Here is a 13,728-nt window from a genome sequence, read left to right on the forward strand (position 1 = left end):
TTGTAGAAATAAAAAAGCCTCACTTTTTATAGTGAGGCTTCAATATTTTTAATATTTTGTTTAATTCTCATCCAACTCCTCGTCAAGGGTTGCCATACTTCTGGTATTACTTCTTGCGTATATTGATGGCGGACCATTTTCATAATATGTTCCGGCAACTTCATTTAGAGAGACTATTTTGTGGTATTTAGTTTGACCGTTTTCCACATAACTAATCACACACTCATTATCTTTAAGGTCAAACGGATAATCTGCTGGTTTTTCCGGTTTTTGAAATGTGTAATGACGCGATGGGTTTTTTAAAACAGCTGTGTACTTATTTTCACTTTTAACAAGCTTTCCTTTTAAGTTTCTAAAATACACCTCATTGAATACAATCCCTTCATTTACATTAGAAACAGGAACAAACACATTGATTCCAGTTCCACCGACTTTGATACCTGCATACCATTCCTGAAACACAACAGGCTTAATCGTGAAAGGTGGTTGTTGTTCAAAATTCGTTGTGGCTACCTTAGGACTTGCACATTGATAAAAGGAAGACAACGAACATGTAAAAACGATGGCATATATCGCCTTTTTTAGATTCTTCATTATAAGTAGGTTAAAATTTGGAAGGACAATATATATGAAAAAAATCTATTTTACCGTTGATTTATTTATTTAATCGATAAAGCACACAAATATGTAAGATTAATACTAAAAAAGCCAGCTTAAATAGCTGGCTCAATGTATTCTTAAAATAAAACTATTAATTATTCAAAGCTTCTGCACCTCCAACAATCTCTAATATTTCGTTGGTAATTGCGGCTTGTCTTGCTTTGTTATAAGTTAATTTTAATTGATCTCTTAATTCTGTTGCATTATCGGTTGCCTTATGCATTGCAGTCATTCGGGCACCATGCTCAGAAGCAAAAGAATCTCTTATTGCCTTAAATAATTGTGTCTTTAAAGATTTTGGAATCAGTGTTTCTACAATCTCCTGTTTTGAAGGCTCAAAAATATAGTCTAAGTTAACATTCGCATTGTTTTTAACAGGCACAATCGGTAAAAACTGTTCTGTCATAACAATTTGAGTGGCTGCATTTTTAAAGCTGTTGTAAACTAATTCTACTCTATCAAAATCACCATCAACAAACTTATCCATTATCATTTCGGCAATCTCAGCGACATTATCAAAAGTAAGGTCATCAAAAACATCACTTTTATTATCAATGATAATAGATTTCTTTTTAAAGGCGTCATTTACCTTTTTACCAATGGTAAGAATTGACACCTCTTTACCAGTATATGTTTCTGATAATAGTACATTTACTTGCTTTATTATATTAGAGTTAAAAGCTCCAGCTAAACCTCTATTCGAAGAAATAGCAACAATAAGTACTTTGTTTACCTCTCTTTGCTCTGCAAATTTACTTCCGCTATCGGCATCTAAAGTTGCGCTTAAACTTTGAAGTAATTCTGTTAACTTATTAGAATAAGGACGCATTGCGGTAATAGCATCTTGAGCTTTCTTTAACTTAGCAGCAGAAACCATTTTCATAGCACTGGTAATCTGCATCGTTGAAGATACCGAAGATATTCTATTTCGTATTTCTTTTAAGTTTGCCATTCTCTTTTATTTATTATTCTGAGATTCGTCCAGAATAAATCTTCAAAAAACCAAATTTGAAATCCTGAAACAAGTTCAAGATGACCATTTATTTTAATTATGCTTTAAATTTAGCAGAAAGGTCTTTTGCCACTTTAGTTAAAGTATCAATAACCTCATCTGTTAATTTACCCGCCTTTAATGTATCTAAAGTGTCTCTGTGCTTAGTGTTTAAGTACTCTAAATAATCTCTCTCAAATTCTTTAACTTTCTCTACTGGCACATCTCTCAACAAGTTCTTAGAACCTGCGTAGATAATTGCCACCTGATCTTCTACAGTGTAAGGATCGTTTTGAGCTTGCTTAAGAATTTCTACGTTACGCCTTCCTTTTTCAATGACATTTAATGTGGCCGCATCAAGATCAGAACCAAACTTAGCGAATGCTTCTAATTCACGGAATTGCGCTTGGTCTAGTTTTAATGTTCCCGCAACTTTTTTCATAGATTTAATCTGAGCCGAACCACCTACACGCGATACAGAAATACCAACGTTAATTGCAGGACGCACACCAGAGTTAAATAAATCTGACTCTAGGAATATCTGACCATCCGTAATAGAAATTACGTTTGTTGGGATGTAAGCAGAAACGTCACCAGCTTGTGTTTCAATGATTGGTAATGCTGTTAAAGAACCTCCTCCTTTTACAATTGGCTTTAAGGACTCTGGTAAATCATTCATGTTTTTAGCAATATCATCATCGGCGATCACTTTTGCTGCACGCTCTAATAATCTAGAGTGTAAGTAGAAAACGTCACCAGGATATGCTTCACGTCCTGGAGGGCGACGTAATAATAATGATACCTCACGATATGCTACCGCTTGTTTAGATAAATCATCATAAACTATTAATGCTGGACGACCAGTGTCTCTAAAGTATTCACCAATAGCAGCACCAGCAAATGGTGCATAAACTTGCATTGGTGCAGGGTCTGATGCGTTTGCCGCAACAATAACGGTATAGGCTAGCGCTCCTTTATCTTCTAGCGTTTTTGCAATGTTTGCTACTGTTGACGCTTTCTGACCCACGGCAACATATACACAGAATACAGGCTCACCTGCATCATAAAATTCTTTCTGATTTAAGATGGTGTCAATACAAACTGTTGTTTTACCAGTTTGACGGTCTCCAATTACCAACTCACGTTGACCTCTACCAACAGGAATCATGGCATCTACAGATTTAATACCAGTTTGCAATGGTTCATCTACTGGCTGACGGAAAATTACACCAGGCGCCTTACGCTCTAATGGCATTTCGTATAAATCTCCACCTATTGGTCCTTTACCGTCAATTGGGTTACCAAGTGTATCAACAACTCTACCAACCATTTCTTCACCTACTTTAATAGATGCAATACGATTAGTACGTTTTACAGTTGCACCTTCTTTAATTTCTTTAGAAGGACCTAATAATACGATACCAACGTTATCCTCTTCAAGGTTAAGTACGATACCTTCTAAGCCACCTTCGAATTCTACTAATTCTCCGTATTGCGCATTAGAAAGTCCGTAAGCACGTACAATACCATCACCAACAGTTAATACTGTTCCTACTTCGTTTAATGAAGCACCTGCTTCAAATCCTGAAAGTTGTTGTTTTAAGATTGCTGATATTTCAGCTGGTTTTACTTCTGCCATTTTATTTAGTCTTTAGCTACTAGCGATTAGCTATTAGTTTAATGTAAATTCTCTTTTTAAATTATTTAGGTTGTTGACGATACTTGCATCGTATTGCAAATCGCCCACTCTAAGAATAAATCCACCAAGGATAGATTCATCAACAATATTTTCTATTTCAGTTGTTTTCCCCGTAAGCTCTTTAACTTTGGCTAACACCTTTTTTTCTAATTCCTTAGTTAACGGTGTTGCAGAAGTTACCTTGGCTGTTTGAGTATCTCGTAACTGATCGTATAATTGTGTATATTTTGCAGCAACATCACCTAACAACGCAATACGCTTATTTGCTATTAAAGTGTCTATAAGATTTGTTGTTGCAGTATTTGCATTTTTAAAAACCGAAGTTAATACTGCCTTCTTATCAGCAGATCTAACGATAGGGTTCACCAAAACTGCGTTTAACTCATCGCTATCTGCAATGGTATTTGTAATCTGCTTCATATCCGTATTAACAGCATCAGCCACCTCGTTGTCGGTAGCTAAACTCAATACTGCTTTTGCATAACGTATTGCTGCTCTAGACTCTGCCATCTACAATTAGTTTAATTTAGTTTCACCTAACATCTCTTCAACCAGCTTTAATTGCTTGTCTTTGTTAGATAATTCTTCGCGCACAACCTTTTCTGCTATCTCGATGGATAAACCAGCGACATGACTTTTTAATTCTGCCATTGCTGCTTTCTTTTCAGTTTCGATTGCAGCTTGAGCTTGTTCTATCATTTTACCAGCTTTGTCTTGCGCTTCATTAGTAGCATCAGAAATGATCTTGTCTTTCATCTCTCTTGCTTCTTTTAAAAGTGCTTCTCTTTCAATACGCGCTTCCTTTAATAAACGCTCATTATCTGCGTTTAGGTTTTCCATTTCCTTTTTAGCATTCTCCGCTGCATCTAGTGCAGTTTTAATACCTTCTTCTCTGTCGTTTAAAGAGTTAAGAATTGGTTTCCACGCAAACTTCACCATTAAAAAGATTAATAATAAAAACAGTATCGTCTGTACTATAAATAATCCTGGTGAAAAATCGTTTAATAATTGCTCCATTATATAATTACTTTGATTTTTTTAATTTTTTAAAACACGACCCTGCAACCAACCGTTGCAGGAATTCGTGTTTATGAGTTTATTTCCGATTCTTATTTTCCTAAGAATAAAGCACCGAATGCTAAACCTTCTAATAATGCAGCGATAATAATCATCGCAGTCTGGATCTTACCAGTAGCTTCTGGTTGACGCGCAATACCTTCCATTGCACTTCCACCAATTTTACCTAATCCGATACCAGCACCGATTACAATTAAACCTGCACCTACTAAATTTGGAACTGTCATAGCCAAATAATTTAAATTAATTAAACAAATCTATTAGTGATGGTCATGCTCCTCAACAGCCATACCTATAAATAATGCTGAAAGCATTGTAAAGATATAAGCCTGTAAGAACGCAACCAGAACTTCTATTAACGTGATAAAGAACGATAATACAAGAGACAACCCTGTTGCACCTACTGTACCTAATTCATTCTTTAGTGTGAACATAATCGCAATTAAGCTCATTACTACAATGTGACCTGCGGAAATGTTTGCAAACAAACGCACAAGTAACGAGAATGGTTTAATTAAGAAATGTCCGGCCAACTCTATAACCGCCAAAACTGGTTTTACAAAAATTGGCACTCCAGGCATCCACAAAACGTGTTGCCAGTAATCTTTTTTAGCACTGAACGTGTATATGATTAAGGTTAATACCGCTAACGCTGCAGTAACGGCTAACTGCCCCGTTACGTTAAATCCAAAAGGCATTAATCCTACTAAATTCATTATCCAGATAAAGAAGAATACTGTTAATAAATAACCTGTAAATCTTCTATAATATTTGTCACCAATATTTGGTCTTGCGATTTCGTCTCGGACATACACCACAAGTGGCTCTAACACTCTTCCAAAACCTGTTGGAATACTTTTGTTCTTATATTGTTTTGCCAATCTAGAGAACCAAAACAGCATCAATAAACCTATAACTATAATTCCGAATACACTTTTTGTAATGGAAAAGTCTAAAACTTTGTGAGCATTTGTTGGGTGATGGTCATCATCAAAATTAACAGTATCAGCACCTTCTTCTAACTCGTATATTTTACTATGAATTTTAACAAATCTGGAGTCATTCTTTTCTACTATAACCTCTCCAGAATCGTCATGATGAAATGCAGAGGACATGAAAGTTGTTAATCCGTTTTCCCCCCAAACAATTACAGGAAGTGGAAAACCAACGTGCTTTCTTTCACCATCACTAGTGTAAGAAAACAAATGAAAGTCGTGAGATTCTTTTAAGTGATGAAGGATATAATCTTTTACTTCTTCCTCAGTATCTACAATTCCTCCGTCTTGCGATTTTACAGGGTCACTAGCATAGCCGAAAAATGTAGTTAACGCTAATACAATTAATAAGTAAAATTTGATAGGTTGCTTTGCTATCTTCATTTTATTCTATTGAAAAATAATACTCTAGATAAATTCGGCGCAAAAGTACATAATTTATTAACAATTAAACCAATTTTATTGAGATAAATTAGAAAGAAGTTTTGTTTAAGATTTTTGCCACAAAAAACACTTCTATAATTAAGGATATGGCCATGGGAATAATTAGCGTAATTCGTTGATCTGTATTAAGTTCTGTGTTAAATACAGGCTCATAAAAAACCATTGCGAAGATTATTATTTTTAACACTATTGTACTGAGATAAACAAAGCCTAGTTGTTCTTTAATTTTGTTAATAAGGCTTCCTATTTTGGATAAAGAACAAATTACAAAGGAAAAAAGCATGAAGAATATGTAGACTTTTTTTAGTGAAAAGGGAAGAGTGGTGTTTGACTTTTCAATAAAACTGTCGTGAAAAAAATAAGAGGATACACCAACTAAGGTAAAAACAAAACTATAAGTAATAAGATTTTTAACCATTAATCTTTTGATAATTTTATCACCTGAGCAATAACCATGTACATAGATGCAAATACCGCTAATAAGGTAATGCTTGGTTCAAATTTATCTGAACTGTATTTTGAATCTAGCCATACCCCTAAAAGATTTCCGGCATAAATGGTTAACCCCATTTGCAATGCTACACCGGTAAAGCGTACAAATTTATTAGGCTTGCCTTTCTGGTCTTTGGGTAATTTGTTCTGGTTGTTTTGGTTTTGCTGGTTCATTAGGTAGTGCTTTTACAGTCCCTTTCATACTGCATGTTGCATTAAATGTTGCTCCCGGCTCTACGGCCAATTTACTTGTGTGTACTTCTCCTTCTATATGTGCTGTAGACTTAAGAGATAATGTGCCAGATAAAATGAGTTTTCCTGAGAATTTGCCTTCAAAATCTGCATTCTCACCTTGTAATGTTCCTTTAATAAAGCCTGACTTACCAATAACAACTTTGCCCGATGTCTTAACATTACCTTCAACCGTTCCATCTATTCTAAACGGTCCTTCACTTGCTATATCACCAACTATTTTGGTGCCTTGTGCTATGATGTTTTGTTGTGTGGTTGTTTCCATATGTGTTACGGTTTTAGGTTTTTTGTTGTCTGAGGAAAACATGTTGATTTGGTTTTTATTTACTCTAGTTTTAGATAAGCGTTTAAGTTTTTATGGCGTTGGATTATAGCATAATTTGGTGATGAAATCGCAAAGTACTCTTTTGTTATCTTTGGTTTTATAGGTCTCCCGCGAGTATCCTTTTCGTTTGATTGCAATAATTGGGCAAAGCCGCTTGCTCCTTGTATGCTCGTCAAGCCATGAACTACTACAAAAGTTGTGTTTTCGTCATACAGATCCTTTGATGTTGTTAAGTCAAAGTATGTTATTTTTTCCTCAATTTCTTCATTAAGTGTTTTTATAAAGGCGTCGATATCCTCGTCTGAATCATTCTCAAATCGATAAACCACATTAAAATGTTTGGCATTGTCATCTGGTATAAATTCCTTTTTGGCTAAAACAGGTATGGCATTTTGAAGCAGTTCTTGTGCTTTTTTACCTTCTTCCGAATTTGGATACGTTAAAGCAATATAATCTATACCCTTTTTATATTCCTCAAACCCGTAAAGTCGCCCTCTTGCTGATGCTTTTAGAATTTCAAATTTTGAAACGAAGTCATCTCCTTCTAAACGTTTAATTTGTTTTTCAGCCTCAGTAATAACTTCTGCATAGTTTTGATTCTCAAATTTATTATAAAGGTTGGTGTAGATGACCTCAGGACTATTCTCGTCCTTTGACAGTTCAGATTGCGGGTTCAGTAATATTTCAGCATATCGAGAGTCTGGATAGTTAGCAACAATATCGGACTTCATTGCCTCAGCTTTTCTTGTTAAACCTAACTCTATGTAAATTTTGTATAAATTATATTTAGAAGGTAATATCAATCGTTCTTCTGGATCGTTCTGCAATAAATCTTCAAATCGTGATTTTGATAATAAAAGCTCATTAAACTTTTCTTTGTAGATAGTCCCTAACTGATAGTAAGCAAAATTTCTTTCTTTAGCGATACTGTCTAAAACTGTCTGATCCGTTGGTAATGATGCTATGTAGGTTTGCGGATTATATTGATCTTCCTTTCCCGTTATTTCCGAAACACTTTCCTGTTTACCAGTGGTTTTAATATCTGTTTGTTTCTTGGATAACCTCCAATTATCCTGCAGTCTGCGGTCTCCCCAAATCTTTAAAAATTCATTTTTACCATAAGCAACGGTTGTTGTATTGTAAAAATAAAAACTATTGGCCGCGTCTTTTGAAGTGAATTCGTTGGGTAAGCCTCTTGGGTTTAAATTCACTTTTGAGCTTTTGTCCTGAGTTGAGCTTAGCGCCAAATTTTGTCGAGACTCTTGTTTTTGCAACTCCTTTTCTTTACGCTTTTCCTCTTCTAAAGCTTTCTGTTTTAATTCTTCAGCATATTCTGTGTAAATAGCAAGTTGCCTATCTTCAGGAAGGCTTATCATATAAAGAATACTATCATTAACCTTTGCGATACCTTCATAATAAATTACATCGTCTAAATTTTCACGTTTCCTTTTAATAATTCTATAGGGTTTTGTGTTTGGGGTCATCGCTGTCATTGTGCTGTCGTAATAAGCACCTGCAGTCTTGTAAACATTACGATCAAAATACATATTGCCCAGAGTCTCATAATTTAGTGCCCTAAGATACTTGTCTGACGTGGTTTTTCTCAATGACTTATTATAATAAACTTCGGCCAGACTGTCTGAGGCCCTATTGCGATGATATTCTGCAATCCTGTAAAATATCTTATCTAAAAAGGGGCGATTTTCTCTATTTTCTTCTAACTCCGTTAAATATTCCTGAAACATCGTTTCATCACCCTCGGTCGGATCAAAATTATATGATTTTTCAAGGTGTGCATTTATGTAAAATGCTCTTGGTATTTGCCTATGCATCTCTATAATAGCATCAAACTCCATGTTGGCACTATCCTTTTCTTTAAACTCGTTGTAAAGTTGTCCTCTTATAAAATGAAACCTAGCTTTTTCACTTTTTACCTTAGTATTTTCGGCGGCAATACCAAGCAGCGGTATGGCGCTGTCCTTGGCTTTGATGTTGATATAAGCCTGAGCCAAGGTAGCGGTTGCATCTGCTAGATCTTGTCCTTCAATCTCTTCTTCTTCCAGTAAGCGTTTTAACTTTTTGATTGCCCCTACATTATTATCCAATCGCATATTAGCTTTTTCACGCCAAATCTTAACCTGGTTTATTTTATCGCTTGTTGGATATTTGTTTAAGATATTATTGAAAGCTGCAAGTGCAGGTACAAAACGCTGATCATAATATCTTGCTTTCCCCAAGAGCAAATAGGCTTCATCAATTTGAGGGTTTTTTTCTTTGCCATCAATATTCATCCCGTGTTTTTGAATGGCTTTTATTGCCTTTTCCTCGGCGCGTTCAAAATCTGCATTTTTAGTTTCGCCTGGCAAAAACACATCATCATTAACCTGCATACGCTCTACAGGCAGTAGCTCCCAAAAGTTTTCAGTATAGGCATCATTGACGGAAAGTTTACCTCTCTCTAAGGAGATGTTTCCATTATAAAGAATATTATACTTGGTGCCTAGGGCATGGAAATTTCTATTAATAAACGTGTCTTTTTTTCGTGAACAACCCTGTAAAACAACTGCTACTAAAAAAGCGTATATAATATGGTTAACCTTAAATTTCAATGTTGGTTCTATTTGATTAATAGATAACTAAACTACAGTGGTTTTAGTATGCTAAGTGGTAAAAATAAGCATCTTTTTGAATTTATAATGTTCTCATGTTGTTTTTCAACGATAGCTTTGGTCCCTTTATGAAAAAAGCCTGTGCGTTTTTAAACATCACAGGCTTTTAAATCTGATAGGTTGTTAAGCTTATTCTTCCTCTGTGGATAAGCTTAGATTACTGGCAAAATGATCCTCAAGTTCTTTAAGCGTAGTAGGGTTAGTTTCTAAATCTTTGACCACATTTCCTTTTTCTAAAACTACAATACGCTCACATACATCAGTAACATGCATTAAATCGTGACTAGATACTAAAATCGTTACGCCTTGCTTTTTTGCCAAATCCTTAAGAATCTGCTTTAACCTAATCTGCGTGGTTGGATCAAGATTAGCAAAGGGTTCGTCTAAAATAATTACTTCTGGATTACCAATTAATGCCGCCACAATACCCACTTTCTTTTGATTTCCCTTACTTAAGTCTCTTAAGTATTTTTTCTTACCAAGAATTTCACCGTTAAAGAAATCTTCAAATTGTGATGTTAATGCGTCTACATCCGCTTTGTTTTGTCCTCTTAAATCACCTATGAAGTAAAAGTACTCGTCTGGTGTTAAATAGCCGATTAGGAAGCTTTCATCTATAAATGACGATGTAAATGGTTTCCAATCTTCACTCTGGTCCACCACAACATTATTATTGGTAATACTGCCGGTTGTAGGCTTAATTAAATCTAATAATAAGCTAAAATATGTCGTTTTACCTGCACCATTATTTCCTACCAAGCCAAAACTTTGTCCTTTTGGAATGGTTAATTCTTCTATGTTTAAAACAGTGGTACCGTTGTATGCTTTTGTAATATTATTTGTGTGTATCATGATTCTTTCACGGTTATAATTAATTATCTTGACTAAACGCGTCAATCATTTTATATTTTGAATCTAAGTAACGCTTGGTAATAAATTTCATTAATTTTTTATGAAATATTATGCCTGCAACTCCTATTAAAATGAGGATGGCAACTCCGGCTTCGAAACCGATAAAATAATTCCCTAATGTGAAAAGTATTAAAGGAATTAGCATTATTGGCAAGCCGATGATCCATTGCACAGCTCCCGTACCTTGATAGTTAAAAGCTGCACGTTGATTAAGGTCTATCTTCTTTCTGTTAAACGAACCACCATATAACATGATATGTGAGTTAACACCAATATTGTAAATGGCGGCGGCAAAATGCATGACCAGTATTTTCCAGCCAAAATAAATGTAAGGAATACCTAAGACAAACATAATCACCACGCTCATCATCATAAGCACAAATTTTGAACGTAAATACTGTTCGTATTTAATATTCTGACTCATCAACATTTTATAATAACCACTGTCCCAAGCTGGAATAAACTGCCCAAAACTGATCAAGAAAATACCGGTTGAAAAAATGCCAACGAAAGATGCTGCATATAAAGAATCTCTATAAATTGGTTGTGTGTAGAAAAACAGGCCATACAGCAATCCTATTATCATTATAAAAGCCGAAGATTTAGTGCGTTTATTTCGCCAAATTAGTTTGAGATCCAATTGCATAAATGGCGCTATGTCTCCAAAACGTTTGGTCCAGGATAAATCTGCTGCTTTGACCTCTGTTACCTTTGATTTTAAAGAACTGTCTAAGAATAACTTTTCTCTCAGTATCCTAAAATTAATAATATAGCATAAGACCAATAATATTATTGGAACTACAATTAAAACAGGATTATTAGAAATTGCAATAAATGCATTACCCAACAAGGAGGTCATTGAGAAAATACCAAAATATTCCAATCCGTAAAGGACACCCACTACTACCAGTATGGGTAAAAATGGCAGGTCTGTTTTTGATGATAAAGCTTCGATTATGAAGTTCAGGAAGTTAATTACCAACACTGAAATGATCAAAGCAAACATCCATGGAATGATTTGAGCACTTTCATAACCTTGACCCATTAGCATTATACTAAAGGGTATAATTGCAAACAGTGGCAGGAAGTTAAAAAATGACAATGCTGATTTACCCAACACAAAGTGCACAATGGTAGAACGTTTTATTGGCAATGTGAGCAATGGCTTTACACTCATTACTGGTAACTTCTGCAAAAAGAAGCGCATCATTAAATCGGCAATGAACCAATAAAATAAAAATCCATTAGCAACTACAAAGGGATCTTGCTCTGGGTAAACCTTCTTTAAAATAAAAAGCAATCCAAAACCCAAAAACAAAAACAAAACAATGAAGTAAAGTGCAAAAAAGACAAGCAGAATGTTCAATGCCAAACTCTTTTGCCAATATGATGAGCGAAAATACTGTTTCCACTCCAGATTAAGAAAATGCTTTATCATAGACCTATGGTTAGTTTGTTTTGGTTATTAGTGTCTAAATTTGACTATTTGTTACAGAGAGAACTCGGGATAGGTTTCATTTAATAATTTTTCGGCTTTGTCTGGAATGAGTTGAAAACTGATATAGCATACCAGTGTAATTAAAGTAAACGCCAAAGAAAACAAAATTGTAGCGCCAAAATTACCAGAGTATTTGTCTGAAATTATAAATACATTATAGAGCTGAGACATAAAAATTAATGTTGTACCACCAGCTTGTTTGTAAATCATTTCCTCTAACATCCATTTTTTATCAGACTTTTCTTTTCGTCTTCTAAATTGCCTATTTAACTGGATCGCTTTATAAGAACACCATATTGCAATACCAATATAAAACACAACAGAAATTATGCTAACATAGGCAGATGTAAATAATACATAGTAGACAATAAATACCATTAATGTTGTTAATACTTGCGGTAACCTAAACCAAAGTTTAAACTCATTCCAAAAATAGCGCATATAGCGTTTATTCATGGCTTTTTGCTTTTGCTCAATGGCTTCCATAAAACCAAAAACACCAAACTTTTTAAAAGCTTTGTCTCTAGCGTCTTCAAACCCAAGTTTGGGGTTGTCTTGCCACATGGTTTCAATGTCATTGGCTAAGTGATCTACCAACTCAGTTTGTAGATCGTAATGCTCTACAAAATGCTTTCGCGTAAACGCATAAAGATCTTGGATTTGGTGCTTACTCAATTTCATTAGTCTATGCCTTTTAGTTTTAGCGCCTTTTTAAAAGCGCATTTATATACCCTGTAACCAGCAGTCATCATAACTAAATAAAGAGTTAGTACCAATGGAAGCCAGGTGTTCATATAGGGTTTTGGTATTAGTTGTAAAAGCGGGTTAGTCATTATTATTCCAAATGAAAAATAAAAAATACCATATTGCATATTAACAGATTTTCCCAGTCTCCTTCTCCATGATTTTATTAGTTCATAAATCAAAATTAGCAATGGAACCCCTAAGACAATAAATGCTGCTATTTTCAGGTTCTCGGGAAAAAGCACAGCAATTCTATTAAGTAAAACATAGAATAATATAAAACCAATAAGTGACTTTGGTTGTTTTAATAAGCTGATCATTTCTTTAGAATGTAATTTCCGATAAATCTTGTTCGTAGATTTCCAACTTTGTGTGTTTATATCTTTAAGATTTTTATCCCAATTCGCCTTTTGAAGGCTTCTGTTAAATACCGCTTTGAAATCCGCGGATCCTGAATAATTTTCTATATCTGAGACCAAATGATCAACCATTTCTAATCTCACATCCCAGTAAATGACACCTTGGTTTTTAAGGTATTCATCTACGTACTTTATATGTTCTTTTGTTAGTTTCACACTACGCCAATTTGGGATTTACCAAAGCTTGCATGGTTTTGATGTACTCAGCTAATTCTTCGAGCTTACTTACGGTTTCTTTGGTACCACTTTCGGTGAGCTTGTAATACTTTCTAAGTCGGTTATCTACCTTTGCTACTTCAACATCGAGTAAGCCTTCTGCCTCCAGTTTATGTAGCGCCGGGTACAAAGCTCCTTCAGTAATCTTTAGCTCGCCTTTGGTTAATTCTTTTACTCTTTGGGTGATCTCGTAACCGTACATCTTATCATTTTCGTTTAATAACTTTAAGATAATGGTGTTCAAACTGCCTTTATATAATTTTGAATTGCTCATAACAATACAAATATACATAATTTTCTTATGTATAAGGAACTTAGGTATTATAATAATCTTA

At 34.7% G+C, this 13,728-nt stretch carries 16 protein-coding genes; all 16 read right to left on the minus strand.

Annotation, left to right across the window (positions count from 1 at the left end; genetic code table 11):
* Positions 1-60 precede the first annotated feature (60 nt).
* Positions 61-594, minus strand: a complete 534-nt coding sequence (locus ACFQ1K_RS11165; RefSeq protein ID WP_320554820.1) for a hypothetical protein — start codon at positions 592-594, stop codon at positions 61-63.
* A 157-nt stretch (positions 595-751) separates the two neighbouring features.
* Entirely contained in the window at positions 752-1,612 is an 861-nt protein-coding gene (gene atpG, locus ACFQ1K_RS11170; protein WP_320554821.1) for an ATP synthase F1 subunit gamma, read from the minus strand.
* Positions 1,613-1,709: 97 nt separating this feature from the next.
* Entirely contained in the window at positions 1,710-3,290 is a 1,581-nt protein-coding gene (atpA, locus tag ACFQ1K_RS11175; RefSeq protein ID WP_320554822.1) for a F0F1 ATP synthase subunit alpha, read from the minus strand.
* Between the two features lie 33 nt (positions 3,291-3,323).
* Positions 3,324-3,860, minus strand: a complete 537-nt coding sequence (gene atpH / locus ACFQ1K_RS11180) for an ATP synthase F1 subunit delta (protein ID WP_320554823.1) — start codon at positions 3,858-3,860, stop codon at positions 3,324-3,326.
* A gap of 6 nt (positions 3,861-3,866) precedes the next feature.
* A complete protein-coding gene (locus ACFQ1K_RS11185; RefSeq protein ID WP_320554824.1) occupies positions 3,867-4,367 on the minus strand; it encodes a F0F1 ATP synthase subunit B in 501 nt (166 codons plus the stop codon).
* 92 nt (positions 4,368-4,459) lie between these two features.
* Complete coding sequence (gene atpE, locus ACFQ1K_RS11190) at positions 4,460-4,654, minus strand: ATP synthase F0 subunit C (protein WP_014032715.1); 195 nt, start codon at positions 4,652-4,654, stop codon at positions 4,460-4,462.
* A 33-nt stretch (positions 4,655-4,687) separates the two neighbouring features.
* Complete coding sequence (gene atpB, locus ACFQ1K_RS11195) at positions 4,688-5,806, minus strand: F0F1 ATP synthase subunit A (RefSeq protein WP_320554825.1); 1,119 nt, start codon at positions 5,804-5,806, stop codon at positions 4,688-4,690.
* Positions 5,807-5,894: 88 nt separating this feature from the next.
* Entirely contained in the window at positions 5,895-6,284 is a 390-nt protein-coding gene (locus ACFQ1K_RS11200; protein WP_386134205.1) for a DUF6168 family protein, read from the minus strand.
* The gene (locus ACFQ1K_RS11205) at positions 6,284-6,532 is read right to left on the minus strand and encodes an AtpZ/AtpI family protein (RefSeq protein ID WP_320554826.1); all 249 of its coding nucleotides are present in this window, start codon (positions 6,530-6,532) and stop codon (positions 6,284-6,286) included. The genes ACFQ1K_RS11200 and ACFQ1K_RS11205 overlap by 1 nt, the downstream gene beginning before the upstream one ends.
* Positions 6,471-6,917, minus strand: a complete 447-nt coding sequence (locus tag ACFQ1K_RS11210; RefSeq protein WP_320554827.1) for a bactofilin family protein — start codon at positions 6,915-6,917, stop codon at positions 6,471-6,473. Before ACFQ1K_RS11210 ends, ACFQ1K_RS11205 begins: the two co-directional genes overlap by 62 nt.
* A 17-nt stretch (positions 6,918-6,934) precedes the next feature.
* Positions 6,935-9,544, minus strand: a complete 2,610-nt coding sequence (porW, locus tag ACFQ1K_RS11215) for a type IX secretion system periplasmic lipoprotein PorW/SprE (RefSeq protein ID WP_320554828.1) — start codon at positions 9,542-9,544, stop codon at positions 6,935-6,937.
* Between the two features lie 189 nt (positions 9,545-9,733).
* Positions 9,734-10,456, minus strand: coding sequence for an ABC transporter ATP-binding protein (locus ACFQ1K_RS11220; RefSeq protein WP_320554829.1), 723 nt, complete (start codon positions 10,454-10,456; stop codon positions 9,734-9,736).
* A 19-nt stretch (positions 10,457-10,475) separates the two neighbouring features.
* Positions 10,476-11,954 carry a DUF5687 family protein gene (locus ACFQ1K_RS11225; RefSeq protein ID WP_320554830.1) on the minus strand — a complete coding sequence of 493 codons (1,479 nt, stop codon included), beginning with the start codon at positions 11,952-11,954 and terminating at the stop codon, positions 10,476-10,478.
* Positions 11,955-12,005: 51 nt separating this feature from the next.
* On the minus strand, positions 12,006-12,695 hold the full coding sequence (locus ACFQ1K_RS11230; RefSeq protein WP_320554831.1) for a hypothetical protein: 690 nt from the start codon (positions 12,693-12,695) through the stop codon (positions 12,006-12,008).
* A complete protein-coding gene (locus ACFQ1K_RS11235; protein ID WP_320554832.1) occupies positions 12,695-13,333 on the minus strand; it encodes a hypothetical protein in 639 nt (212 codons plus the stop codon). The genes ACFQ1K_RS11230 and ACFQ1K_RS11235 overlap by 1 nt, the downstream gene beginning before the upstream one ends.
* Position 13,334: 1 nt before the next feature.
* The gene (locus tag ACFQ1K_RS11240) at positions 13,335-13,667 is read right to left on the minus strand and encodes a PadR family transcriptional regulator (protein WP_320554833.1); all 333 of its coding nucleotides are present in this window, start codon (positions 13,665-13,667) and stop codon (positions 13,335-13,337) included.
* Positions 13,668-13,728: the final 61 nt, after the last annotated feature.

The sequence above is a fragment of the Winogradskyella aquimaris genome (genome assembly GCF_042676105.1).
GTDB classification, from domain to species: domain Bacteria; phylum Bacteroidota; class Bacteroidia; order Flavobacteriales; family Flavobacteriaceae; genus Winogradskyella; species Winogradskyella aquimaris.